General features: G+C 72.3%; 21 protein-coding genes. 7 read left to right on the top strand and 14 right to left on the bottom strand.

Annotated elements, in window-relative coordinates; all coding sequences use genetic code 11:
- Positions 1-83: 83 nt before the first annotated feature.
- Positions 84-548: a hypothetical protein gene (locus AB0J97_RS11285; protein ID WP_364087126.1), complete on the bottom strand. Its 465-nt coding sequence runs from the start codon at positions 546-548 to the stop codon at positions 84-86.
- A 114-nt stretch (positions 549-662) separates the two neighbouring features.
- Here AB0J97_RS11285 and AB0J97_RS11280 point away from each other — a divergent pair, with 114 nt between their 5' ends.
- The 3 genes from AB0J97_RS11280 to AB0J97_RS11270 are packed head-to-tail and all read left to right on the top strand — an operon-like array spanning position 663 to position 3,338.
- Positions 663-2,198, top strand: a complete 1,536-nt coding sequence (locus AB0J97_RS11280) for an aldehyde dehydrogenase (RefSeq protein ID WP_364087124.1) — start codon at positions 663-665, stop codon at positions 2,196-2,198.
- Positions 2,195-2,920 carry a gamma-glutamyl-gamma-aminobutyrate hydrolase family protein gene (locus AB0J97_RS11275; RefSeq protein WP_364087121.1) on the top strand — a complete coding sequence of 242 codons (726 nt, stop codon included), beginning with the start codon at positions 2,195-2,197 and terminating at the stop codon, positions 2,918-2,920. The genes AB0J97_RS11280 and AB0J97_RS11275 overlap by 4 nt, the downstream gene beginning before the upstream one ends.
- On the top strand, positions 2,898-3,338 hold the full coding sequence (locus AB0J97_RS11270) for a GNAT family N-acetyltransferase (protein WP_364087119.1): 441 nt from the start codon (positions 2,898-2,900) through the stop codon (positions 3,336-3,338). The genes AB0J97_RS11275 and AB0J97_RS11270 overlap by 23 nt, the downstream gene beginning before the upstream one ends.
- 3 nt (positions 3,339-3,341) lie before the next feature.
- Here AB0J97_RS11270 and AB0J97_RS11265 read toward each other — a convergent pair whose 3' ends face one another.
- The 4 genes from AB0J97_RS11265 to AB0J97_RS11250 are packed head-to-tail and all read right to left on the bottom strand — an operon-like array spanning position 3,342 to position 7,376.
- A complete protein-coding gene (locus AB0J97_RS11265; RefSeq protein ID WP_364087117.1) occupies positions 3,342-4,190 on the bottom strand; it encodes a fumarylacetoacetate hydrolase family protein in 849 nt (282 codons plus the stop codon).
- Positions 4,183-5,091 (bottom strand): 3,4-dihydroxyphenylacetate 2,3-dioxygenase, encoded by a 909-nt coding sequence (locus AB0J97_RS11260; protein ID WP_357693689.1) that lies wholly within the window; start codon positions 5,089-5,091, stop codon positions 4,183-4,185. The genes AB0J97_RS11265 and AB0J97_RS11260 overlap by 8 nt, the downstream gene beginning before the upstream one ends.
- Positions 5,084-6,544, bottom strand: coding sequence for an aldehyde dehydrogenase (locus AB0J97_RS11255; RefSeq protein ID WP_364087114.1), 1,461 nt, complete (start codon positions 6,542-6,544; stop codon positions 5,084-5,086). Before AB0J97_RS11255 ends, AB0J97_RS11260 begins: the two co-directional genes overlap by 8 nt.
- 25 nt (positions 6,545-6,569) lie before the next feature.
- Positions 6,570-7,376 (bottom strand): acetoacetate decarboxylase family protein, encoded by an 807-nt coding sequence (locus AB0J97_RS11250; protein WP_364087111.1) that lies wholly within the window; start codon positions 7,374-7,376, stop codon positions 6,570-6,572.
- A gap of 128 nt (positions 7,377-7,504) precedes the next feature.
- Between AB0J97_RS11250 and AB0J97_RS11245 the strand changes: the two genes are divergently transcribed.
- A complete protein-coding gene (locus tag AB0J97_RS11245; RefSeq protein WP_364087109.1) occupies positions 7,505-8,830 on the top strand; it encodes a glutamine synthetase family protein in 1,326 nt (441 codons plus the stop codon).
- 4 nt (positions 8,831-8,834) lie between these two features.
- Here AB0J97_RS11245 and AB0J97_RS11240 read toward each other — a convergent pair whose 3' ends face one another.
- Genes AB0J97_RS11240 through AB0J97_RS11230 form a run of 3 tightly spaced genes read right to left on the bottom strand, consistent with a single transcriptional unit; the run spans position 8,835 to position 13,145 of the window.
- Positions 8,835-11,081 carry an arylsulfatase gene (locus tag AB0J97_RS11240; protein WP_364087107.1) on the bottom strand — a complete coding sequence of 749 codons (2,247 nt, stop codon included), beginning with the start codon at positions 11,079-11,081 and terminating at the stop codon, positions 8,835-8,837.
- Positions 11,078-12,031: an aldo/keto reductase gene (locus AB0J97_RS11235; protein WP_364087104.1), complete on the bottom strand. Its 954-nt coding sequence runs from the start codon at positions 12,029-12,031 to the stop codon at positions 11,078-11,080. Before AB0J97_RS11235 ends, AB0J97_RS11240 begins: the two co-directional genes overlap by 4 nt.
- Before the next feature lie 10 nt (positions 12,032-12,041).
- A complete protein-coding gene (locus tag AB0J97_RS11230) occupies positions 12,042-13,145 on the bottom strand; it encodes a zinc-binding dehydrogenase (RefSeq protein ID WP_364087102.1) in 1,104 nt (367 codons plus the stop codon).
- Positions 13,146-13,228: 83 nt separating this feature from the next.
- Between AB0J97_RS11230 and AB0J97_RS11225 the strand changes: the two genes are divergently transcribed.
- Complete coding sequence (locus AB0J97_RS11225) at positions 13,229-14,584, top strand: amidohydrolase family protein (protein ID WP_364087100.1); 1,356 nt, start codon at positions 13,229-13,231, stop codon at positions 14,582-14,584.
- 41 nt (positions 14,585-14,625) lie between these two features.
- On the opposite strand, the gene AB0J97_RS11220 is transcribed toward AB0J97_RS11225, so the two are convergent.
- Entirely contained in the window at positions 14,626-15,372 is a 747-nt protein-coding gene (locus AB0J97_RS11220; protein WP_364087098.1) for an SDR family NAD(P)-dependent oxidoreductase, read from the bottom strand.
- A gap of 115 nt (positions 15,373-15,487) precedes the next feature.
- Here AB0J97_RS11220 and AB0J97_RS11215 point away from each other — a divergent pair, with 115 nt between their 5' ends.
- Positions 15,488-16,459, top strand: coding sequence for an aldo/keto reductase (locus AB0J97_RS11215; protein WP_364087096.1), 972 nt, complete (start codon positions 15,488-15,490; stop codon positions 16,457-16,459).
- 56 nt (positions 16,460-16,515) lie between these two features.
- Here the strand turns inward: AB0J97_RS11215 and AB0J97_RS11210 are convergent, their stop codons facing one another.
- The 4 genes from AB0J97_RS11210 to AB0J97_RS11195 are packed head-to-tail and all read right to left on the bottom strand — an operon-like array spanning position 16,516 to position 21,762.
- The gene (locus tag AB0J97_RS11210; protein ID WP_357693711.1) at positions 16,516-17,427 is read right to left on the bottom strand and encodes an ABC transporter permease; all 912 of its coding nucleotides are present in this window, start codon (positions 17,425-17,427) and stop codon (positions 16,516-16,518) included.
- Entirely contained in the window at positions 17,424-18,368 is a 945-nt protein-coding gene (locus AB0J97_RS11205; RefSeq protein WP_357693713.1) for an ABC transporter permease, read from the bottom strand. Before AB0J97_RS11205 ends, AB0J97_RS11210 begins: the two co-directional genes overlap by 4 nt.
- 9 nt (positions 18,369-18,377) lie before the next feature.
- A complete protein-coding gene (locus tag AB0J97_RS11200) occupies positions 18,378-19,982 on the bottom strand; it encodes an ABC transporter substrate-binding protein (protein WP_364087092.1) in 1,605 nt (534 codons plus the stop codon).
- Between the two features lie 55 nt (positions 19,983-20,037).
- Positions 20,038-21,762, bottom strand: coding sequence for an ABC transporter ATP-binding protein (locus AB0J97_RS11195; protein WP_364087090.1), 1,725 nt, complete (start codon positions 21,760-21,762; stop codon positions 20,038-20,040).
- A 214-nt stretch (positions 21,763-21,976) separates the two neighbouring features.
- Here AB0J97_RS11195 and AB0J97_RS11190 point away from each other — a divergent pair, with 214 nt between their 5' ends.
- Entirely contained in the window at positions 21,977-22,966 is a 990-nt protein-coding gene (locus AB0J97_RS11190) for a methyltransferase (protein WP_364087088.1), read from the top strand.
- A 74-nt stretch (positions 22,967-23,040) separates the two neighbouring features.
- Here AB0J97_RS11190 and AB0J97_RS11185 read toward each other — a convergent pair whose 3' ends face one another.
- Complete coding sequence (locus AB0J97_RS11185; protein ID WP_364087086.1) at positions 23,041-23,628, bottom strand: TetR/AcrR family transcriptional regulator; 588 nt, start codon at positions 23,626-23,628, stop codon at positions 23,041-23,043.
- Between the last annotated feature and the right edge of the window lie 54 nt (positions 23,629-23,682).

The raw sequence follows: 23,682 nt of genomic DNA, 5'->3' as shown, positions 1-23,682 counted from the left end.
CATGGGAAATTTTCGGATACAGGCATGCGGATGCTAGAACGAACCTGACGCCCGGTCAACGATCCGCGAGCCCTGTTCCCGGCTCAGGCGAGGTCGCGGGTGTAGGTCAGCTCGAAGTCGAGGCGCCAGACCAGACCGTCCTCCGACATCTCCCAGCGACCCTCGATCAGGTCGCCGCCGTCGCAGATCTCGCCGGTGAAACGCTGGTTGAAGCCGGGCGCCTCGCGCCAGACGCGCCAGACACCGCCGTCGAGGGTCGTGCGGTAGACGCGGTGAACGCCGCGGACGTCGGCGTAGAGCATCGCGCACTCACCGGTGGCGTCGTCGAGGCCGATCAGGGAGGTGGCGGGGAACGGCGAGTTCCGCCGCCACTCCAGGGGCGCGGTGTCGGGGACCGGGCCGGACTCGGTGTGCTGGCGCAGGTAGGCGCCACCCTCCAGCCAGGTGAACTCGGACCGGGCGGCGCCGAGCCCCGGCACCTTGGCCTGGAGGGCCCACCGGCCGGTCAGCGCGTCGAAGCGGGCGAGTGCGGGGTTTCTGCCGTCCATCTCGTCCTCCCTCCGCCGGAAGCCTATCCCGCGAGTCGTGGCAGGCCATTGACTGGCGATCGTTTGGGCCCATACATTTTTGTTTCACCCCCGTCCACGACAGAAGGGCCGACGATGGCAGACCCGGCGGACGCACGGACTCACGGCCAGACGTTCGCCACCGAACAAGCGGTGACCCACGAGGAATGGCTGAGCCGGGCCGCGGCGCTGGTGCCGCCGTCCGCGCACCACATCGACGGTGCCGACGAGCCGGGCGGCGCGTCCTTCCCGGTGCGCTCGCCGCGCGACGGCCGGGTGCTGGCCGAGGTGGCCGACGGGGGCGAGGCGGAGGTCGGGCTCGCGGTGTCGGCGGCGCGGCGGGCGTTCGACTCCGGGCCGTGGCCGCGGATGGCGCCCGCCGAGCGCGGGCGGGCGCTGGTGCGGCTGGCGTCCCTGATCGAGGAGCGGCGCGAGCAGCTGGCGCTGCTCGTCAGCCTGGAGATGGGCAAGCCGATCACCGACGCGCACGACATCGAGCTGCGCGCCGCGATCACCACCTTCCGCTGGTACGGCGAGCTGGCCGGCAAGCTCACCGACGAGGCCCCGCACGTGCCCGCCGACGCCCTCGCCCTGGTCACCCGTGAGCCCGCCGGGGTCGTCGGCGCGGTCGTGCCGTGGAACTTCCCGCTCACGCTCGCCTCGTGGAAGGTGGCCCCCGCCCTGGCCGCGGGGTGCACGGTCGTGCTGAAGCCGTCGGAGCTGTCGCCGCTGTCGGCCCTGGAGCTGGGCCGGCTGGCCACCCGGGCCGGGCTGCCGCCGGGCGTGCTGAACGTCGTCGCCGGCGACGGCCCCACCGCCGGGCGGGCGCTCGGCCTGCACCCCGGCGTGGACGTGCTGGCCTTCACCGGCTCCACCGCCGTCGGCCGGCATTTCCTGCGCTACTCGGCCGACTCCAACCTCAAGCGCGTATGGCTGGAGCTGGGCGGCAAATCGCCCAACATCATCCTTCCCGACGCCCCCGACCTGGAGGCCGCCGCCGCCACCGCCGCCTGGGGCATCTTCTTCAACCAGGGCGAGATGTGCACCGCGCCCTCCCGCCTGCTGGTCCACCGGTCGGTCGCCGAGCGGGTGACGGAGGCCGTGGTCGCCCGCGCCCGTACGCTGCGGGTCGGCGACCCGCTCGACCCGGCCACGGAGATGGGCGCGCTGGTCGGCGAGGCCCACCTGGAACGGGTGCGCGGCCACGTCGAGGCCGGGCTCGCCGAGGGCGCGCGGCTGCGTACGGGCGGCGGCCGGATCCTGACCGGCAGCGGCGGCACGTACCTCGAACCGACCGTCTTCGACCGGGTGGACCCCGGCTCCCGGCTGGCCAGGGAGGAGATCTTCGGGCCGGTGCTGTCCGTGCTGGCCTTCGACGACGTGGAGGAGGCCGTCCGCCTGGCCAACGACACCGATTACGGCCTCGCGGCCGGCCTGTGGACGTCGGACCTGGGCACCGCGCACCGCGTCGCCCGCGCGCTGAGGGCGGGCACCGTCTGGGTCAACTGCTACGAGGAGGGCGACCTGACCGTGCCCTTCGGCGGCATGCGGCAGTCGGGCAACGGCCGCGACAAGTCGGCGCACGCACTGGAGAAGTACACCGAGCTCAAGACCACCTGGATCCAGCTGTGAGACCCCTGATCGCGATCCCCGCCCGCTTCTCCGCCACGGCCTCGGCCCTGCGGTACGCCGCCGAGGTGAGCGCCCGCGCCCTGGTGGAGGCCGTGTGGCGGGCGGGCGGCGAGCCGGCGACGATCCATCCGGCGGACGAGCACGACGTGGCGGGCCGGATGGCCAGGTTCGACGGCCTGCTCCTGCCCGGCGGCGGCGACGTGGCCCCCCACCGGTACGGCGCCCCCGACACCCACCAGGACGTCTACGACGTGGACGACGAGCAGGACGCCTTCGACCTGGCCCTGGCCCGCCACGCGCTGGCCGCCGGGCTGCCCACCCTGGCCGTCTGCCGCGGGCTCCAGGTCGTCAACGTGGCCCTCGGCGGCACCCTGGAGCAGGACATGGGCGGCCCCGAGGGCGGGCACCGGCACGTCGTGCACCCGGTGTCGCTGCTCCCGGGCACCCTGCTGGAGCGCGCGGCCGGGACGCGGAAGGTCGAGGCGTCCTGCTTCCACCACCAGCGCGTCGAACGCCTCGGCGACGGCCTGTCCCCCGCCGCCCACGCCGCCGACGGCACGGTGGAGGCCCTGGAGCACGACGGCCTGCCCGGCTGGTTCACCGCCGTCCAGTGGCATCCGGAGGACACCGCCCGTCGCGACCCGGCCCAGCAGGCCCTGTTCGACGCACTCGTCCGCGAATCGGGGCATCATGGCTGCCATGATCCGCGCCGCCGTCCCTGAGGACCTGCCCGCACTGCACGTCCTCGCCGTCGCCTTCTACGCCGAGGACGGCTTCACCACCCCGGCGCACACGCTGAAGGCCAACCTCACCAGGCTGATCGCCTCGCCGGAGGCCCGGGTCGCGGTCAGCGAGAGCGACGGCGCGCTGGTCGCGTTCGGCATCACCACGACCGCGTTCGGGCTGGAGCAGGGGCTCTACGCCGAGCTGGAGGACCTGTTCGTCACGCCGGCGGCGCGGCGGCGCGGCGAGGCGGAGCGGCTGATCGAGGACAGCCGCCACTGGGCCGCCGCCCGGGGCTGCACGACCCTGGAGATCGTGATCGCCCCGAACGGCGCCGACGTCGGCCACCTGTTCGCCTACTACGGCAAGCGCGGCTTCCGCGACGAGGGCCGCCGCATCCTCAGCCGGCCCCTGTGAGCCTCACGGGCGGCGCGGCGCACGCACGCCCCTGAACTCCCAGTCGCCGCCGAGCGCGGTCGAGCGCACCTCCTCCGACTCCGTCGGCTGCGCGCCCACGTCGGACCGGATCGGCACCGGCCCGGTCACGACGTGGTTGGTCAGCCGGCCCAGCCCTTCGGCCTCGACCTCGACCACGTCCCCCGGCCGGATGGGCCGCGAGCCCGCCGGGGTGCCCGACAGCAGCACGTCGCCGGGGAAGAGGGTGATCGTCCGGGCGATGTCGGCGACCAGGTAGTGCATGTCCCACGTCATCTCGTCGGTGTTGCCGTCCTGGACGACCTCGCCGTTGACGTACGTCCGCAGCCGCTTGCCGCGGAAGTCCCAGCCGGTCACCAGGCCGGGGCCGAGCGGGCAGAGCGTGTCGGAGCCCTTGACGCGCAGCATCGAGCCGGCGTCGGTGTCGCGGAAGTCGTGCAGCCCGAAGTCGTTGGCCACGGTGTAGCCGGCGATGTGCTCGGCGGCCTCGGAGGGGGCGATGTTGCGGCAGGTCCGGCCGATGACGATGGCGATCTCGCCCTCGTAGTTGAGCCACTTGCAGCCCTCGGGCCGCACGACCGCGCCCCGGTGGGAGTTGAGCGCGGAGGTGGGCTTGTGGAAGTAGGTCGGCGCGTCCGGCAGCCGGGTCCGGAACTCCTCGACCCGGCTGCGGTGGTTGAGGTGCACCGCGATGATCTTCGTGGGGACGACCGGCGGCAGGTGCGCGGCCTCCTCGGCCCTGATCCGGCGGCCGTCCCCGGCGACGAGGTCGTCCCCGTCGCGGACGGTCTCGGTGACGGCGCCGTCGAGCAGGACGCGGCGGTACTCAGGCATGGGCGTTCTCCTGTCGGGGGGCGGTCCAGCCGCCGGACGGGCGGTCGAACCAGAGCAGCGCCTGGCCGGTGCCGACCGAGTTCTCGTACTCGCCGTACTGGCGGGCGGGGGCGGTGCAGCGTTCCTCGCCGAGGGCGCCGGCCAGCATGGCGTAGTGGTGGAAGCGGGCCTCGGGCTTGTACGTCCAGAACTCCGGCATCGTGCGCAGGACCTCGTCGTGGCGGCCGTGCCTGAACCACTCGATGCGCTGGAGGTCGGCGGCGCGGGCCTCGGGGGTGAAGATGTGGCGCGGGTCGCTGGCCTCGTGGTCGCGCAGCTCGCGCAGCGGCCAGAACGTGTGCGACAGCGCGCCGGAGGCGATCACCAGCACCCGGCGGTCGGTGGCCGCGACGCCGTCGGCCAGCGCGCGGCCGAGCCGCAGGTGGTCCTCCATGTCGCCGGTCTGGCACACGCCGATGCTCACCCAGCGCTTGCCGGGCAGGCCCTCGCCGAGGTACTTCCACAGGTTGGTGGTGGCGTAGTAGATCGGCAGGTACTCGTCGTCGATCGGGGTGATCCAGGTACCGTGCCGGTCGGCGAAGGAGGCCACGTTGCGGGCCAGCTCGGGGTCGCCGGGGAAGTCGTACGGCATCCGGCACATGCCGCGCGGCAGCTCCTCGGAGGTGAACAGCCCGGCGCGGCGCGGCTGGGCGGTGACCACGAACTCGACCGTGGTGGCCCAGTGGGAGTCCAGCACCACGACGGTGTCGTAGTCGTCGCGCTCGAAGACGTCCCGGCGCAGCTCGCGCAGGCCGGTGACCAGGGTGATCTCCTTGCCCCCGTTCAGCTCCAGCCGGACCCGCTCGGGCAGCACGATGGTGGGGACGTGCGCGAGCAGGCCCGCCCCGACGATCTCACCCATGGTCGTTCCAGCCCTTCGGCGCGGTGACGGTGTTCTTCAGGTCGCAGTAGAAGTCGAAGCTCCAGGTGCCGCCCTCGCGGCCGACGCCGGACTCGCGGGAGCCGCCGAAGGGCGCGCGCAGGTCGCGCACGAAGAAGCAGTTGACCCAGACCGTGCCCGCGACCAGCCGCTCGGTGACCCGGCGGGCGCGCTCGCGGTCGCCGGTCGCGACGGTGGCGGCCAGGCCGAAGCGGGTGTCGTTCGCCAGCCGGACGGCCTCCTCCTCGGTGTCGAACGTCTGCAACGTGAGCACCGGGCCGAAGACCTCCTCCTGGACGATCTCGCTGTCCTGGGCCACGTCGGTGAGCAGGGTGGGCCGGTAGTACAGGCCGTCCCCGCGCTCGCCGCCGATGACGGCGCGGGCCCCGGCCGCCAGGGCCCGGCGGACGAATGCGTCGATCTTCTCGACCTGGCGCGGGTGGATGTTGGGGCCGACGTCGGTGGCCTCGTCGCGCGGGTCGCCCTGGACCAGGGCCGCGGCCCGCTCGGTGAAGCGCCGGGTGAACTCCTCGGCGATCGGCGACTCGACCAGCAGGCGGGTGGCGGCCAGGCACACCTGGCCGGCGTTGTCGTACTGCTCGACGGCCAGGTCGACGGCCAGGTCGAGGTCGGCGTCGGCGAAGACGAGCAGCGGCGACTTGCCGCCCAGCTCCAGGCTGAGCGGGGTGAGGTTGGCGGCGGCCGAGCGGGCGATGCGCCGCGCGGTCGGCACCGAGCCGGTGAAGCTGACGCGGCGCACGCCGTGGTGCTCGACCAGGGCCTGCCCGGCCTCGTCGCCGAACCCCTGGACGACGTTGAGCACGCCGTCCGGCAGCCCGGCCGCGGCGGCGACGTCGGCCAGCAGGGAGGCGGTGAGCGGCGACCACTCGGCGGGCTTGAGCACCACCGTGTTCCCGGCGGCGAGCGCGGGGGCGATCTTCCAGGTGGCCAGCATGAGGGGGGCGTTCCACGGCGTGATCAGCGCGCAGGGGCCGGCCGGGTCCCAGGAGACGTGGTTGGCGTGGCCGCGGGTGTCGAAGTCGTCGTGGCCGAGGCCCTCCAGCCAGTCGGCGAAGAAGCGGAAGTTGTGCGCCACGCGGGGCATGACGCCGCGGCGGTGCGAGCGCAGCAGGGCGCCGTTGTCGCGGGTCTCGACGGCGGCCAGTTCCTCCAGCCGCTTCTCCACGCCGTCGGCGATCGCCCGCAGCACGGCGGCCCGTCCGGCGCGCGGGGTGGCGGCCCATCCGGGGAAGGCGTCCTGGGCGGCGGTGACGGCGGCGTCCACCTCGGCGGGGCCGCCGCGGGCGATCTCCCCGAGCGCGGTGCCGTCGATGGGCGAGAGGTCGGTGAACGTGCGCTCGGAGGCGACGCGCCGGCCGCCGATCCAGTGGCGGGTGTCGACGGTGACCCCGGCGACGGTGATGTGTTCGGACATGTCAGGTGCTTCCCTTCTCAAGGGGCTAGTGCGCGCCGGACGTGCCGGATTCCAGGAGTGTGCCGCCGTCCCACACCACGCCGACCTGGCGGAAGTAGGCGCCGATGGGCTCGCGGACCGCCAGCCGGGACAGCTCTTCGGTCGGGGCGTCGAACAGCTCCAGCTCGGCGTCGCCCGCCCATGCCTGGCCGGCCTCGAAGGCGGCGGCGCCGGACTCGACCAGCTCGTCGAGCGCCAGCCCGCCGCCCTTGCCGATGGCGGGCAGCCAGCGGTGGTGGGCCATCGGGTGGCCGTTGACGAACCCGTTGTGCGGCGACGGCTCGCGCAGGGTCACCACGGCCTGGGCCAGGCGGCGGTCGGCGGCGGCCAGCGTCGCGCCGAACCGGGCGCCCGCCTCGATCCGGGGCGCGGGCCCGTACGGGTGCGGCCTGGTCTGGTGGATCGACCCCAGCTTCTTCGGGTAACCCTGGTGCAGCCCCCTGGCGACGGCGAAGTCCTTGTCCACCCAGATGTAGACGCACCTGGAGTACGTCCGCCCCCGGTAGGAGCAGCGGACGACCGCGAACGCCTCCTTGTACTGCGAGCGCACCGGGTCCAGCAGCTCCTCGCGGGAGCCGGCGCAGGACTGCCAGTCGGCCCAGATGAGCGCGACCGCGCCCGGGTCCTCCTCGGCGAGCTCCAGCGGGTCGGGCAGCAGCTCGCGCACCCGGCCGGGGTCGGTGCGGTACTCGATCGTGAGCAGGTCGCCGGAGTAGTGCCACGGCGGCTCCGGGACGAGGGACGAGCGGCCCGTGGCCGTCTTGGGGTGGAAGTAGCCGCGGACGCCGGCCAAGATGGTCCTCCTGGAAACTCGTTTGGTTCCAAATAAAATAGGAACATCTGGGCCGATCGGTCAACAGGTCTTGCGGCGGCCAATACGCGCCCGTTACGTTTGGCGTCAAACGACCATAGGAGAGACCGGTGCAGCAGCACATCGACCGCCTGACCGAGCGGGGCGTCGACGTGGTCCGCGTGACCTACCCCGACCTGACCGGGACCGACCGCGCCCGCGACGTCCTGCTGGAGTCGCTGCCCGACGCCGTCGATCACGGTCTCGCCTTCTGCCGGGCGGTCTACCACTCCACCCCGCGCGGCGGCACCGCCGACATCAGCGGCGGCCTGGACGCGGGGCTGCCCGACATCGCCGTCATACCCGATCTGGCGACGCTCGCCCCGCTGCCGTGGGAGCCCGGCGTCGCCTGGTGCCACGGCGACGTCGTCGACCCCGCCACCGGCGCCCCGGCCCCCGAGTCGCCCCGCGACCTGCTGCGCGCCGTGCTGGCCCGGTGCGCCGAGCAGGGCCTGCGCCCGGTCGTCGGGCCTGAGCTGGAGTACTTCCTGTGCGACCCGGCCCCCGCGGGCGGCTGGCAGCGCTACGCCGAGGCCACCGGCAACGTCTACACCGCCGGCCGCCGCGGCGACCCCGACGGCCACCTCACCCGCACGCTGCGGCACCTGCGCGACCTCGGCCTCGGCGTGACGGCGGGCAACCACGAGTTCAGCAGCGGCCAGTTCGAGATCAACCTGCGGCACTCCGAGGCGCTCGACGCGGCCGACCGGGCCTTCTGGTTCAAGGTGGCGGTCAAGGAGCTGGCGCGGGTGGAGGGCAGGCTGGCGACGTTCATGGCCAAGCCGTTCAACGACGAGGGCGGGTCGGGGTTCCACCTGCACCTGTCGTGCCTGGGCGAGGACGGCGGCAACGCCTTCGACGACCCGGCCGCGCCGTACGGGCTGTCGGCGACCGCGCGGTACGCGATCGCGGGCGTGCTGGCCCACGCCCCCGCGCTGGCGGCGCTGGCCAACCCGACGGTCAACTCCTACAAACGGTTCGGCCCCGACACGCTGGCCCCCTGGCTCGTCGACTGGGGGCTCGACAACCGCAGCGCGATGCTCCGGATCCCGCCGGAGCGCGGCGCGGGCACCCGGTTCGAGCTGCGGCTCGGGGACGCCAGCGCCAACCCGTACCTGCTGGTCGCCGGGGCGGCGGCCGCCGCGCTGCTGGGCGTGCGGGCGGCCGAGGAGCCGCCCGCACCGCTCGTCGGCTACGGCTACGACGCCTCCAAGGCCCCCGTGCTGCCGATGACCCTGCCCGACGCCCTGGACGCCCTGGAGGCCGACGGCGAGCTCACCGAGCTGCTCGGCAAGGACTTCACCGCCGCCTTCCTGGCCTACAAGCGCGACGAGGTCGCCCGATTCCAGCGGCACGTCACCGACTGGGAGTTCGGCGAGTACGCCTACCACCTGTGACCCGTCATTCGATCGCGCGCTGCGCCAGGTCCTCGGCCAGCGCGATGATCTCCGGGTTGTAGGGCGCCTTCTCGCCGGGCACGTACCGCACCCGGTCCAGGCCGCGCCGGTAGCGGAACACGCCGCGGCGCTCGTGCAGCTCCCAGTCCACCGGGCCGCCGTAGTCGAAGCCGACGCTGATGCCGGTGAAGGGGGCCATGCCCAGCAACTGCGGGACCCCCTCGACCGCCAGCACGGGCTTCTCCTCCACCAGCACCTCGATGTCCCAGCGCATCTCCGGCAGCGCCGTGAAGCGGGCCGTGACGGTCACCGGCCCCTCCGCCGGGAGCGGGCCGCCCGCCCGCACCGGCACCCCGTAGGCGTTGTACGTCAGCCGCAGCTCGCCGTCCTCCACGTAAAGGACGTAGCCGCCGCCCTGGTCGCCGTGGGCCACGATCACGCCCTCGTCGCCCGGCCGCCGTTCCAGCCAGGCCTCGATCGTGAACGAGCGCATAGAGGTGAGCCTGCTCGACCGGAACCGTTCCAGCACCGGCGTGCCCGGGCGGATGGTGACCGGCTCCGACAGCGGCAGCTCGGTCGGCGGCCGGGTCTCCAGCATGTCGGGCGTGTCGGCCAGCGGGAAGACCGTGTTCAGCCAGGCCGCCGCCCGCCACTTCGCGGCCAGGTCGGCGACCCGTTCCGGCTGCTCGGCGGCCAGGTCGGCGGTCTCGGCCGGGTCGCGGGCGATGTCGTACAGCTCCCAGTCGTGGCCGAGCGACGGGGCGATGATCTTGTAGTCGTCCTCGAAGTAGCCGCGCTGTCCGCCGCACTCGACGTACTGCGAGCGGTGCAGGCTCGGCCGGTCGCGCTCGCGCAGGAAATGGTCGAACGGCACGCCGTCCACGTCCTGCGGGCGGTCCAGGCCGGCCAGCGCGAGGAGGGTGGGGGCGACGTCGGTGACGTAGGCGTACTGGTCGCGCACGCCCGGGTCGCCGGCTCCCCTGGGCAGGCCGGCCGGCCACGACAGCACGAACGGCACATGGATGCCGCCCGCGTGGGCGTGGCCCTTGTAGAGGCGGAACGGGGTGTTGGAGACGTTCGCCCAGCCGCGCGGGTAGTGGCCGTGGACCTGGGGGCCGCCGACGAGGTCGAGGTCGCGCGGCACGTCGGGGCACCAGTCGTCGGGCAGGCCGGCCAGGCGCACGAAGCGGCTGAAGTAGCTGCGCGTGCCCTCGGGGCCGCCCTCGGCGGTCGCGCCGTTGTCGCTGGTGACGACGATGACGGTGTTGTCGTACTCGCCGATGCGCTTCAGGTGCTCGACCAGCCGGCCGAGGCTCTGGTCCACGGCGTCCACGGCGGCGGCGTAGACCTCCATGTGGCGGGCGTACAGCTCGGTGTTCTCCTCCCACGGCGGCAGGTCCGGGTCAGACGGCCTGGTGCCCTCGGGGAAGAGGCCGTCGCGGAGCTGGCGGGCGAAGCGCTCCTCGCGGGTCCGCGCCCAGCCCGCGTCGTAGCGGCCGCGGTACTTCGCGACGTCGGCCGGCTTGCCCTGCACCGGGCCGTGCACGGCCTGGTGGGCGAAGTAGAGGAAGAACGGCTTGTCCGCGTCGTTGGCGCGCAACCCGTCGATCATGCCGATGGCGCGGTCGGTGAGGGCGTCGGTCAGGTAGAAGTCGTCCGGGAAGCCTTCGTCGGGGACCGGGCCGTTGTCGCTGATCAGGCGGTGCGGGTGGAACAGGGAGGTGAAGCCGTCCATGGAGCCGTAGTAGCGGTCGAAGCCGCGCTGGATCGGCCAGGAGCTCTTGTCGGCCCCGTCGTGCAGCTTGGACTCGATCGTCAGGTGCCACTTGCCGACCATGAACGTCGCGTACCCGCCGGCCCGGAACGACTCGGCCAGCGTGGGCACCTCCGGCGCGATCTCCATCCGGTAGCCGGGATAGCCGGGGTCCACGTGGGCCACCATCGCGAACCCGGCCCGGTGCGGGTTGAGCCCGGTCATCAGGGCGGCCCTGGAGGGCGAGCAGAGCGGCGTGCTGTGGTAGTTGGTGAACCGGTAGCCCGACTCGGCCAGCGCCTGCACGTGCGGCGTGTCGATCTCCGACCCGAACGGCGACAGGTCGCTGAAGCCCAGGTCGTCCACCAGCACGACCACCACGTTGGGCGCGCCGCGACGGGCCCGCCGTCGCGGCGGCCACCAGGGCGTGGACTGCGAGGCCAGCTCGCGGACCGTGCCGCCGAAGCCCTCGTAACCCCTGCTCGGCGGGGTGCTCACGGGCCCTCCGGATCGACGGCGTCCTTGTCGGCCCACAGCGGCGCCACGCGGGCCCGCAGCTCCTCGGCGCCGACCCGCTCGACCAGCTCCACGGCCGCCAGGTTGTCGCGCAACTGCTCCAGGCCGGTCGCGCCGAACAGCGTGGTGGTGTTGGCCGGGTGGGTGAGGGTGAAGGCCACGCACACCTGCGCCGGGGTGGTGTCCAGGTCGGCGGCCAGGCGGGCCAGCTCGGCCGCCGAGGCCGCGATGCGCTCCCTGATGCCGCCGGGGTCGCGGCCGACCTGCCGGTCCACGCCCTTGCCCAGCAGCACGCCGCCCTCCAGCACGTCGGAGGACTGCAACGTGACGCCCTGGGCGAAGATCCGGGCGAACGGCGCCCCGTCGGGGATCGACCGGCGTGAGACGCTGTACTTGAGCTGCGCGATGGCCGGGCCCTCGACGCCCTCCCCGGCGGCGGCGTCGATGAGCGTCTGCACGTTCGTCGCCGACCAGTTGTTGACGCCCCAGCTCCGGATCAGCCCCTCCTTGGCCAGGCCGTCCAGGTCGAGGACGAGCCGGTGCAGGTCCACGCCGTCGTGCCGCAGGTCGCCCAGCACCACGAGGTCGGCGTGGTCGGCGCCGGCGCGGAACAGGGCGTTGTGGAGCTGGTCGCGGAGGCTGTGCTCGGGGTAGCCCTCCAGCCACAGCTTGGAGGAGAGCAGGTAGTCCTCGCGGCGCAGGCCGGCCGCGCGCACCAGGGCCGAGAAGATCACGTCGGTGAAGACGGGCGGCATGCCGGGGAAGCCGTACACGCCGACGTCGAAGAGGTCGATGCCGCGGTCCACGGCCTCGCGGATCATGGCGACCGCGTCGTGGAAGTCCATGCGGTCGTAGGTGTGCCAGGAGCCGAGCGCGAGCACGCCCGTCTCCGGTCCGTTGCGCCCGATGCGGCGGCGCGGGATGGTCTGCACGGTGGGGCTCCTAGGGCAGGCGGGGGTCGACGACGGCCTTGATCTGGCCGAGCCTGGACATCGACTCGACGCAGGCGGTGGCCCGGGCCAGGCCGACGGGCTCGCTGAACAGCTCGTCCCACGGCATGCGGCCGGCGAACGTCTGGAAGAACTCGATCGAACGGTGGTAGTCGGCGATGTCGCCGTTGAGCGAGCCGACCACGGTCAGCTCCTTGCCCATGACCGCGCCGAGCGGCACGGGCGCGAGCTCGAACCCGGTGGAGCCGACGATCACCACGGTCCCGCGCTGGGCGGCCACCGCGACGGCCTCCTCGGCCACGGTCGGCGCCCCGGCCAGGTCGAACACGTAGTCCGCGCCGCGCTCCCCGGCCAGCTCCCTGATCCGGGCGACGCGCTCGTCCTTGCCCAGGTCGGTCGAGACGGTCGCGTCGGCGCCGAAGCGCGTAGCGGCGGCCAGCCGGTCGTCCGGGCCGCCCACGGTGATGACCCGGCCCGCGCCGGCGATCCTGGCGACGGCCGTGGCGAAGATGCCGAGCGCGCCCGCGCCCTGCACCACCACGGTCGAGCCGGCCCTGATGCCGCCGGCCCGGTCCACGGCGCGCAGCACGGTCTTGGCCGCGCAGCCCGACATCGAGGCCCAGGTGTCCTTGACGTCGGCGGGCAGCAGCAGCTTGGCCGCGCCCGGGGTCACGTAGCAGTACTCGACCAGGCCGCCCGTGGCGTACGGGGGGCGGTCTGCGCGCTGGGTGAAGCCGTACCCGCGGTTGGCGCAGGCGACCGGCTGGCGCAGCACGGCGCAGCCGTAGCAGTGGCCGCAGGTGGACTCCGACCAGCCGATGCGGTCGCCCGCGCCGATCGGGCGGCCGAGGGCGTCCGTGGTGCCCGGCCCGGCCTCCACGACCTCGCCGACCATCTCGTGGCCGAGGATCATCGGGAGCATCCCGGGGAACGTCATCTGCCCGGCCCACAGGTGCACGTCGGTGCCGCACAGGGTGGTGCACGTGATGCGGACCAGGGCGGCGCCGGGTTCGACGGCGTCGGGCAGCGGCACGTCCTGAAGGCTGAGGGGCTTGCCGTGCTCGGTGAGGACGGCGGCGGCGGTTCTCGTAGGCATGGTCACCTTCGTGGCTTTCGACCGTTAAGTGTGGTTAATCTACACTCGTTGACAAACAATTACAGCCCCTCAGGAGGAACCCGGTGTCAGCGGACGAGTACGCGGACCTCGTGGCGGTCGGCGGCAACGTGCTCACCTTCGACGCCCGCGACGGGCGGGCGAGCGCCCTGGCGGTGCGCGCCGGACGCCTGGTGGCGGTCGGGACGGACGAGGAGGCCCTGGCGCACGCCGGGCCGGGCACGCGGGTGCTCTCCCTGGCCGGACGCACGGTCCTGCCGGGCATCAACGACTCGCACCTGCACGCCGCCTGGCTGGGCGCGGTCTGGCCGGACACCCTGATCAGCGAGCACGGCCTGTCCGCCCACCAGGGCCTGCTGCTGGCCGACGAGGAGTCCAGGCGGGCGGCCATCCTGCGCGCCGGACGGATCTGCGCCTCGCTCGGCATCACCAGCTACACCGAGCCCGGCCTCGGCCCCGGCGAGGACGACGGCGAGACCGGCTGCTTCTCCCAGGCCGTCCTGGACACCTACGCGAGGCTGGCCGAGGAGGGCGAGCTGCGGGCGCGGGTGACCGCGTTGCGGCTGTTCGGCGCCCTCGACGGCCCCAGCACCCTGGAGGACGTGGCCGCCGGCCTGGACGCGCCGCTCCCCCGGTCCGACCCCGCCTGGCTGAACGTGGCCGGGCTCAAGATCTTCGCCGACGGCATCCCGCCCATGGGGTCGGCCTGGACCTGCCACCCCTACACCGCGGGCGGCCACGGATCGCTGCTGGTGGCGGGGGCCGACGACGCCGGGCGCGAGCACAACCTCCGCACGATGATCCGGCTGGCGCACCGGGCGGGCCTCCAGGTGGGCGTGCACGCCACGGGCGACCGGTCCATCGACGCGTTCGTGGACACGGTGGCCGAGCTGGAACAGGGGGCCGCGGGACGGCACTACGTCATCCACGGCGACCTGGTGAACCCCGCTCAGATCGCCCGCATGGGCCTGCTCGGCATGGGCCTGACCACGCAGCCCGTGATCGCGGTCGCCACGGCGGACTGGGTGGCGGGCGCGCTCGGCCCTGAGGTCGCGGGCGCGGCCTGGCCGCTGCAGGAGCTGCTGGCGAGCGGGGTGACGTTCACCCTGAGCAGCGACGGGCCGGTGACCACGCCCGACTGGCGGGCGCAGGTGGCGGCGGCGTGCGCGCTGCTGGGCGAACGGGCCCCCCGTCCCCGGCTGATGGCCCGCCTGCTGCACTGCTACACCACCGCGCCCGCCGTGCAGGACGGCGCGGAGGCGTGGAAGGGGTCGCTGGAGGCGGGCAAGGTCGCCGACTTCTGCGTCCTGGAACGCGACCCGCTGGAGGTCGCCCCGGCGGACCTGCCCGCGGTCGCGGTCGACGCCACCGTCACCGGAGGCCGGATCGTCCACCTCCGCGAGGGGGTGGCCCTGGACTGACCGCCGGGGCCAGGTGGCGGCCCGGCCCCGGCGGTGGCGGGTCAGGCCAGGAGTTGGCCGCCGTCCACCTGGAGGCTGACGCCCGTGATGTGGCGGGCGCCGTCGGAGGCCAGGAAGAGCACGGCCGGCACGATGTCGGCCACCTGGGCGATCGAGCCCAGCGGGATCCGGGCCTCCCACGCCTTCCTGGCCGCGTCGTCCGTGGCGAACATGGCCGTCATCGGGGTGAGCACCGGCCCGGGGGCGACGCCGTTCACGCGGATGCCGTGCGGGGCCAGCTCGATGCCGGCCGAGCGGGTCAGGGCGTCGATGGCGGCCTTGGTGGCCTCGTAGTGGCCGAGGCCGGGCGTGGGCTGGCGGGCGCCGATGGAGGAGATGTTGACCATGCAGCCGCGTACGCCGCGCTCCACCATGTGCGCGCCGACGGCTCTGGTCATCAGGAACGTGCCGCGGAAGTTCACCCGGGCGCAGGCGTCGAAGACGTCCACGTCGAGCCCGATGAGGAGGCCGCCGCCCGCGGTGTGCCCGGCGTTGTTCACCAGCACGTCGATGGAGCCGTGCTCGGCGACGACGGCCGCGACGGCGGACTCGACGGAGGCGGCGTCCCCGACGTCCACCTGGACGTGGTGGGCGCCGATCTCCTCGGCGACGGCCCGCGCCCGCGCCTCGTCGAGGTCGGCGACGAGGACCCGATCGCCCGCCGCGGCGAAGGCCTCGGCGACGCCGCGGCCGATGCCGCTCGCGCCGCCGGTGACGAGGACGGTCCTGGGAACGACAGGTTCGCTCATGTGGGGGTTCCTGTTCGGTGAGTGCCCTTCACAGACGGGGCTGCGGGGGCGTCCGGGGTTTATTATTATACAAGCGTAGACAAAAAAGACCTCGTCCGGCAGGGAGTGGATCGACGTGAGCGACACAGAGCGGGTTCCGGTACGACGCCTCGGACCGGACGGCCCCACGACGTCCCTGTTCGGGCTGGGATCCTGGAACACCTGGGACCGCATGGAGTTCGGCGACGCGGTGGCCCTGATCAGGGCGGCGCTCGACGCCGGCGTGACCCTCTTCGACGTCGCCCACTACAACATGGGCCCGCACGCCGAGCAGGCCCGTACGGACCTCATCTTCGGCCGGGCGGTGCGCGAGGCGGGCGCGAAGCGGGACGACTGGCAGCTCTGCGGCAAGCTGTGGCTGTGGGAGTACCCGCGCACGGGCTTCCGCGAGCAGCTCGACGTCAGCTTCGAGCGCGTCGGCGTCGAGAGCGCCGAGACCGTCGTGGTCGGCGACTACATGCAGCGGCCCGACATCCGGCAGATCGTGACGGACGTCGCCGAGCAGATCGCGGCCGGCCGGTTCACGAGCTGGGGCGTCAACAACTGGATCGCCGAGGACGTCGACCTCGCGCTGCGCTTCGCCGCCGAGGAGGGCCTGACACCGCCGAGCTTCGCCCAGCTCAAGTACAGCATCGCGCGGCGTTCGATGGCCGAGGGCGACTTCTACGGCCGGCACTTCACGTCCGGGGCGCTGGCGTTGCAGGCCAGCGACGTCTTCGAGGGCGGCATCCTGGTCGGCAGGAAGTTCCCCGAGCGGAAGATCGGCGCGGACCCGGGCGGCATCCGGGAGGCGATCAGAGAGGCCGCGGACGTGGTGGCGCGGGTGGCGGACGAGTTCGGCGCGACGTCCGGCCAGGTCGCGATCGTGTTCTGCCTGGAGCATCCGGCGGTGGCCAACGTGCTGTTCGGGGTGAGCAGGCCGGCCCAGCTGGAGGACAACCTGGGCGCGCTGCGACTCTGGCGCGAGCACGGGCCGCAGGTCCGCGCGGCCCTGGCCGACCTGTGGCTGGACCGCGAGGTCAGCCCGGACGGCGTCTGGACCCCCTGACACGGACGCGGGGGCGCCCGGCGGTGATCGCCGGGCGTCCCCGCGCGCGCCCGCCGTCACCGTGCCGGACGGCGGGTGCGCAGCTTCTGCAGCTCGCTCATCGACCGGGCGCGCGCGTCCACGACGTTGCGCATGCTCGACCCGATGAGGTTCAGCAGCAGCACGCAGAACATGATCGCCGCACCCGGCAGCACGATCAGCCACGGTGCCTGCGTCAGGTACGACCGCCCCTCGGCGATCATGTTGCCCCATGTCGGCGTCGGCGGCGCGATGCCCAGCCCGAGGAAGCTCATCGCCCCGTCGACCAGCATCGCCGAGGCCGACAGGATCACGACCTGCACCAGCGCCAGCGGCAGCACGTTGGGCAGCACGTGCACGAACAGGATCTTCGCCGGTCGCATGCCCGACACCCGCGCCGCCCCGATGTACTGCCGCGCCGCCACGCCGAGCACCCGGCTGCGGATCACCCGGGCCGTGAACGGCGTGAAGATGACCGTCAGCGCGATCAGCTCGGTCCAGATGCTGGCGCCGAGCCCGATGGCCAGCGCCATGGCCAGGATGATCGCGGGGAACGACATCCAGGCGTCCATGATCCGCATGACGATCGCGTCCACGGTCCGGTAGAAGCCGCTGACCAGGCCGATCACCATGCCGGTGAACGCCGCGCAGAGCGTGATCAGCGCCGACAGGCCGAGCGAGGCCCGGCCGCCGGAGACCAGGCGGCTCAGCACGTCCCGGCCGTAGGAGTCGGTGCCGAGCAGGTGGTCGGCCGAGGGCGGCAGCAGCCGGTGCACCGGGTCGGTCGCGTTCGCGTCCGGCAGGAACACCGGCAGCAGGACGACGGCCAGCACGACCAGGACGAGCAGCGCGGTGGCGGTGATCAGCACCCGGTTGCGGCGCCAGGCACGGGAGGCGGCGGAGGGCCGCCCGGCCGTCCCGACGCGCCCCGCGACGGCCTCGGTAGTCACGAAACACGCACCTTGGGGTCGAGGAGGGCATAGGACAGGTCGACGATCAGGTTGACGACCACGAACATCAGCGCGACGAACAACGTCACGCCCTGGACGAGCGGGAAGTCCCGGGTCGAGACCGCGCCCATGAGCAGCGACCCCAGCCCGGGGATGACGAAGATCGACTCGATGATCACGATGCCGCCGACCATCATCGCGAAGTTGCTGCCGAGCTGGGTGATCAGCGGCATGAGCGCGTTCGGCAGCACATGCCTGAGCATGACCTGCCGCTCCGACAGGCCCTTGACCCGCGCGGTGCGCAGGTACGTGTGCGGCAGCTCGCCGAGCACGCTCTCCCGCAGCGTCAACGTGAACAGCGCCGACTGCCCGATCACCAGGCACACCACCGGGAGCACCAGCATCGGCACCCCGGCGACCGGATCAGTGAAGAGGTCGGCGTACCCGCTGGAGGGGAACCAGCGCAGCGACACGGCGAACACCAGCACCAGGATCAGCGCGATCCAGAAGTCGGGGATCGCCATGCCGAGCGAGGACAGCAGGTTGAGCGCGCGGGCCACGGGGTTGCGCGGCGAGACCGCGTTCCACGAGGTGACCAGCACCGCGACGAAGAAGCTGACGACGGTGCTGATCACCGCCAGGGTCAGCGTCGGGACGAAGTGCTCGGCCACGACCCCCACCACCGGCGCGTGGTAGGTGATCGACGAGCCGAAGTCGCCGCCCGCCACGTTGCCGAGCCAGCTCAGGTACTGCTCCCACAGCGAGCCGGACAGGCCCATGCTCTGCCTGAGCGCCTCGACGTCCTCGGGTCTGGCCGTCGGGCCGAGGATCGCGATGGCCGGGTCGCCCGGGATCAGGCGGATGACGAAGAACATCATCGTGCCCACGATCAGCAGGATGACGACCAGGTCACGCAGTCGCCGGAGCAGCAGTCCCGCCATGTTCCCCCCTCACTTCTGGAGCCAGGAGTTCCAGAACACGCGGTAGAACGTGTCGTACCCCTTGAGCTTGGGCGAGTAGGCGGCGTACAGCTTCGACTGGCTGATCGTGATGACCGGGAACTGCTGCCACACGAACGCCTGGAGCTGGTCCATCAGCGTCCTGGCCGTCTCGGGGGAGGTCGCGGCGTTGTAGTCCTCGATGAGCTTGGCCAGCTCGGGCGAGCCCGAGCCGTTGAACGCCCCGAGGGTCAGCGCGGGCATCTGCGAGGGCGAGGTGAGCGCGGCGTTGAAGAACAGGGTGGTGATGTCCCAGCCGCCGGGGTCCTTGGTGATCGTGCCGAGCATCGTCGGGAAGTCGTAGGTGTCGATCTTCGTCTTGATGCCGATCTTGGAGAGCTGGTCCTGCAGCAGCACCGCCCACTGGCTGAACTGCGGGTAGCTGCTGGAGGTCAGGATGCGCACGGTGTCACCGGCGTTGACGCCGGCCTGCGCGAACAGCTCCTTGGCCTTGTTCGGGTCGTGCTGCCTGTAGACGTCGTCGCCGGCGGTGGAGTACAGGCCCTTGTTGTCCTGCGAGACCAGCGCGCCCACCTCGGCGGTGAGGTCGGGGCCGCCGCCGGTGGCGGCGTTCAGCGCGGGCTTGTCCATCAGCAGGTTGAGCGCCTGCCGGGCCCGTACGTCGGAGAACTTGGAGCCCTGGTTGAAGTTGGGGATCAGCACGTTCTGGTTGGCCCCGGCCAGGTTCGACACGACCACGGCGGGATTGTTCTTGAGCGGGGTGTACTGGTCGTCGCCCGGCATGGCGTGCGCCCACTGGCCGGTCTGGAGGCCGTTGACCACGGCGTCCTGGTCGGCGACGACCTTGTAGGTGACCGTGTCGAGGTAGGCGTGCTTGGCGCCGGCCTGGCCGCCCCAGTCCTCCTCGGTGCGCGACTTGTAGCCGTCGTAGCGCTCCAGCACGACCTGCTGCCCGATGTCCCAGCTCTTCAGCTTGTACGGCCCGGTGCCGACCGCGCCCTCCTTGGCGAAGCCGGTGGCCGGCACGCCCTTGAGGTTCTTCGCCTCGTAGACCTCCGCGCCGGGGCTGGCCAGCTCGTCGATCAGCGGGTACCGCGGCTTCTTCAGCTCCAGCGTGACCGTGGTGTCGTCGGTGGCCTTGAGGCTCTTGACGTCGGCGGCGACCTGCTGGCCGGTGACGTGGCTCTTCAGCCAGCGCTCCAGGCTGGCCACCACGTCGGCGGCGGTCAACGGGTTGCCGTCTTGGAACGTGACACCGGCGCGCAGCCTGAAGGTGTAGGTGAGCCGGTCGTCGCTCTGCTTGTAGGTGTCGACCAGCATCGGCCTGGCCGTGAAGGTCTTGTCGACCTCGAAGAGCTTCTCGTACAACATGTTGCCGATGTGCGCGGTGACCTGGCCCGGGTTGGCGACCATGTCCAGCGACTGCGGGTCGGTCGGCACCGCGACGACCAGGCCGCCGCCCCGTACGGGGGTGCCTGCGTCGGCGGAGGAGGACGGGGAGGACGACGTCGCGCCGCCCGCGCAGCCGGAGAGCAGCAGGGCGCTCGCCGCGGCGACGGAGACGAGCCCGGCCCTCAGGCTCTTGAGCACGTTCATGGGGGTTCTCGCTCTTGCTCTAAAAGGGGGGACAGAAGAGAAGGTCGGCCCGGGGCTATCCCACGTATGCCGACAAGTCGGGGTTCGCGGCGAGGAGCCGTCGCGTGTACTCGTGGGTGGAGGAGGAGGCGATGGTTTCCGGGGCGCCGACCTCGATGAGATCGCCCTTGTACATCACGCCGACACGGTCGGCCACCGACAGCACCAGGCTGAGGTTGTGCGTGATGAACAGGAAGCTGATGCCGTGCGAGCGGCGCAGTTGCAGGAGGAGATTCATGACCTGGCCCTGGACGGAGACGTCGAGGGCGGAGGTGGGCTCGTCGGCGACGATGAGCTTCGGCTCGGCGGCGACCGCGCGCGCGATGGACACGCGCTGGCGCATGCCGCCGGACAGTTGCGAGGGCAGCTTGCCGGCGCAGTCGGCGGGCAGGCCGACCTCGTCGATCAGCTCGGCCACCCGCCGGTCGAGGTCCGCGCCGCGCAGCGGGGTCAGCTCGCGCAGCGGCTCGGCGATGATGCGGGCCACGGTGTGCCGGGGGTCGAGCGAGCTCTGCGGGTCCTGGAAGATCAGTTGGGTGACCCGGCGGAAGGCGCGCTCGTCGCCGCGCAGCCCCGACTCGGTGATGCGGTGCTCGCCGAAGGCGATGCTGCCCGAGGTGGGCCGTTCCAGTGCGCTGACCATGCGGCCGAGCGTCGTCTTGCCGGAGCCGGACTCGCCGACCAGGCCGAAGAACTCGCCGGGCGCGATCTCCAGCGAGACGTCGTCGACCGCGCGCACGCTCGCCCGGCGGCCGGTCCGGTAGACCTTGGTGACGTTCTCGACGACCAGGGGCGGGGTGCCGGTCACCGGCGCCGGCTCGTCGCCGAGCGCCGGCGTCTCGGTCACGGTCCCGCCGGAGCCTTCCGTGGCGGCCCGCAGCTTGGCCTCCGAGATCGTCGGGAATCCCGTACGGCGGCTGACGCCGAGCCGCGGCACGCATTCCAGCAGCGCCTTGGTGTACGGATGCGTAGGCTTAAGAAGGATGTCCATCTTGTCGCCGATCTCCACCAGCCTGCCCCGGTACATGACGGCGATCCGGTCGGCGATCTCGGCGGCGACGCCCATGTCATGGGTGATGAACACGCAGGCGGTCCGATGCTCACGCTGCACGCGGCGGAACAGCGCCAGGATCTCGGCCTGCGTCGTCACGTCGAGCGCGGTGGTGGGCTCGTCGGCGATGAGGATGTCGGGGTCGGACATCAGCGCCATGGCGATCATCACGCGCTGCTGCATGCCGCCGGACATCTGGTGCGGATAGAGCGCCATGATCCGGTCGGTGTCGTCCAGCCCGACCTCGGTGAGCAGGCTCCTGGCCTTGGCCTCGGCCTCGCGGCGCAACCGGCTCCCCCGGCGCAGCGCCTGCCGGGGCAGCGCGCCCTCGGGCCGGTAGCCCTCGATGAGCTGCACGCCGACGCGCTGGGCGGGGTTGAGCGAGTCCAGGGCCTCCTGGAAGATCATGCCGATCCGGGCGCCCCGGTAGGCGCGCATCTGCTCGGCGCTCAGCCGCGTGACGTCCACGCCGCCGATCTCGATCGTCCCCTCGGTGTAGGCCGGCGCCACGAACTCCAGCAGGCGGATGATCGACAACGCCGTCACGGTCTTGCCGCTGCCCGACTCCCCCACCACGCAGAGCGTCTGCCCGGAGGCGACGTCGAGGGTGAGCCGATGGACGAGTTCCTGGGGCTCGGCGTCCTCCCGGGTGACGCCGATGGTGAGGTCCGTCAGGTTGAGCAGCGACATGCGCGAGAGCTCCATTCCAGGCACCGGTCCCGTGCTCGAAGTGGGGTACGCAAACCCACACTGAGCTGCCGAAAAGCCATGTTCGAGCCAGATAGTTCTACAAAGGTTGACAGAGGGTCCCCCTACTGTCAACGGTTATTCCACGTTCGTAGACAGAGGGTCTATGGTGAACGTCTACATTCGTAGACAATACAGAAAGGGCAGGGCCTTGACCATGTCCACGCCTTCCCCCACGCCGGATCCGATCGTCGCCATCGCCACCGGTTACATGGGCGCCAAGCAGCTCTTCGCGGCCAGCCGCATCGGGCTCTTCGCGGCGCTCGCGGACGGCGAGCGCAGCGCCGGGGAGATCGCGGCGGCCACCGGCGTCACCCCCCGCATGGCCCGCATCCTGGCCGACAGCATGGCCGGGCTCGGCCTCCTGACCAGGACCGACGGCCGGTACGCCCTCGGCGCCGACGCGGCCGGCTACCTGGCCGGGCAGAAGTCGTCCGAGCTCGACCTCGGCCCGTTCCTGACCTTCCTCAACGAGGTCAGCTACGGGCACTGGCTGCAGTTCGACAAGACCGTGGACACCACCGAGCCGGGCGTCCTGGACACCTCGGGCGAGCGGTGGGGCACGTTCATGGCCGGGGTGATGACCTACAACAGCCTGCACGCCAGGATGCTGGGCGGCGCGTTCGACTTCTCCGGCTTCCGCAGCCTGCTGGACCTGGGCGGCCTGTCCAGCGCCTTCGCCTTCGAGGCCCTGCGCGCCAACCCGGGGCTGCGGGCGTCCTTCGTGTACGACCCGACCTTCTCCGACTCGATCGCCGAGCAGGTGGCGCAGGCCGGGTTCGCCGACCGGGCCGAGGTGACCGGCGTCCCGACCGACACGGCCACGCCGTCCGGCCCGTACGACCTGGTCATGGTCAACCACGTCATCCACCGGTTCGGCGTCGAGCAGAACCGGGCCATCCTGCGCAACGCCCGCGCGGCGGCGGCGCCCGGGGCGCGGCTGCTGCTGCTCGACTTCTTCCTCGACGACGACGCCGAGCAGCGCGCCATCGACGCGCTGCACGCCGGGGAGTACCTGGTGATCGACGGGACCGTCGTCTACGAGGAGTCGGAGGTGCGCGGCTGGCTCGACGAGGCGGCCTGGAAGCCGGTGGACAAGCTGGCCCTGCCGGGCAGCCCGCGGGTCATCGTGGCCGAAGCGGTCTGAGCACGCGCCGGCCCGCGCCGCGGACGCGCGACGCGGGCCGGAACGGGCGGGATCAGGGCCGGGTCAGGGCCGGGTCAGGGCCGGGAGATGCGGTCGAAGAACGACTCCAGGTGCCGCTTCTGCAGCTCGACCGTGGAGAACTGCGGGCCGACCAGGCTCATCACGTTGGCCCCCGCGTTGAGCAGCACGAGCTCGTCCACGAGTTGCTCGTCGGGGATCGAGGTGCGGATGTCGCCGTCGGCGCGGCCCTCCCCGATGAGCCGGTGGAGCATCCCGCGCCAGGCGCGCAGGTGCTCCAGGTACTTGTCGTACATCTTGGGGTTGGTCAGCGAGGTCTGCCAGAAGATCAGCAGCACCCGGCCGGCCGTGATGCGCTCCTCGTCGATCGGCATCGCCGCCTCGCACATCTCCCGCAGCGCGCCCAGCCCGCGACGGCCGTCGAGCTTGACGTAGCTGGTCACGATGGCCAGGGCGCGCTCGTACGTCGCCTCGATGATGTCTTCCTTGCCGGGGAAGTAGTGCTTGAGCGCGCCGTTGGCGAAGCCGGCCGCGTTCGCGATCTCGCGCATGGTGGCCGCCTCGATGCCCCCTTTCGTGATCAGCTCCCACGTGACGTCGATGATGTCGCTACGACGCTGGTCGTGGTCAATGATCTTGGGCATGCGGCACCCCTCCGTACGGCGTTTCGTCTACCAGTGTAGGACAAACTGCCAGGA

Origin of the sequence: Nonomuraea sp. NPDC049607, from assembly GCF_040675375.1 — a bacterium.
Classification (GTDB): Bacteria; Actinomycetota; Actinomycetes; order Streptosporangiales; family Streptosporangiaceae; genus Nonomuraea.
This window is presented reverse-complemented; position numbering and strand designations above follow the sequence as displayed.

Excerpts from the sequence above, each read along its gene's own strand:
- AB0J97_RS11220 (WP_364087098.1), bottom strand. The coding sequence starts at position 15,372 with ATGAGCGAACCTGTCGTTCCCAGGACCGTCCTCGTCACCGGCGGCGCG.
- AB0J97_RS11270 (WP_364087119.1), top strand. The coding sequence starts at position 2,898 with ATGATCCGCGCCGCCGTCCCTGAGGACCTGCCCGCACTGCACGTCCTC.
- AB0J97_RS11190 (WP_364087088.1), top strand. The coding sequence starts at position 21,977 with ATGTCCACGCCTTCCCCCACGCCGGATCCGATCGTCGCCATCGCCACC.
- AB0J97_RS11230 (WP_364087102.1), bottom strand. The coding sequence starts at position 13,145 with ATGCCTACGAGAACCGCCGCCGCCGTCCTCACCGAGCACGGCAAGCCC.
- AB0J97_RS11285 (WP_364087126.1), bottom strand. The coding sequence starts at position 548 with ATGGACGGCAGAAACCCCGCACTCGCCCGCTTCGACGCGCTGACCGGC.
- AB0J97_RS11205 (WP_357693713.1), bottom strand. The coding sequence starts at position 18,368 with ATGGCGGGACTGCTGCTCCGGCGACTGCGTGACCTGGTCGTCATCCTG.
- AB0J97_RS11200 (WP_364087092.1), bottom strand. The coding sequence starts at position 19,982 with ATGAACGTGCTCAAGAGCCTGAGGGCCGGGCTCGTCTCCGTCGCCGCG.
- AB0J97_RS11260 (WP_357693689.1), bottom strand. The coding sequence starts at position 5,091 with ATGGGTGAGATCGTCGGGGCGGGCCTGCTCGCGCACGTCCCCACCATC.
- AB0J97_RS11280 (WP_364087124.1), top strand. The coding sequence starts at position 663 with ATGGCAGACCCGGCGGACGCACGGACTCACGGCCAGACGTTCGCCACC.
- AB0J97_RS11255 (WP_364087114.1), bottom strand. The coding sequence starts at position 6,544 with ATGTCCGAACACATCACCGTCGCCGGGGTCACCGTCGACACCCGCCAC.
- AB0J97_RS11265 (WP_364087117.1), bottom strand. The coding sequence starts at position 4,190 with ATGCCTGAGTACCGCCGCGTCCTGCTCGACGGCGCCGTCACCGAGACC.
- AB0J97_RS11185 (WP_364087086.1), bottom strand. The coding sequence starts at position 23,628 with ATGCCCAAGATCATTGACCACGACCAGCGTCGTAGCGACATCATCGAC.
- AB0J97_RS11195 (WP_364087090.1), bottom strand. The coding sequence starts at position 21,762 with ATGTCGCTGCTCAACCTGACGGACCTCACCATCGGCGTCACCCGGGAG.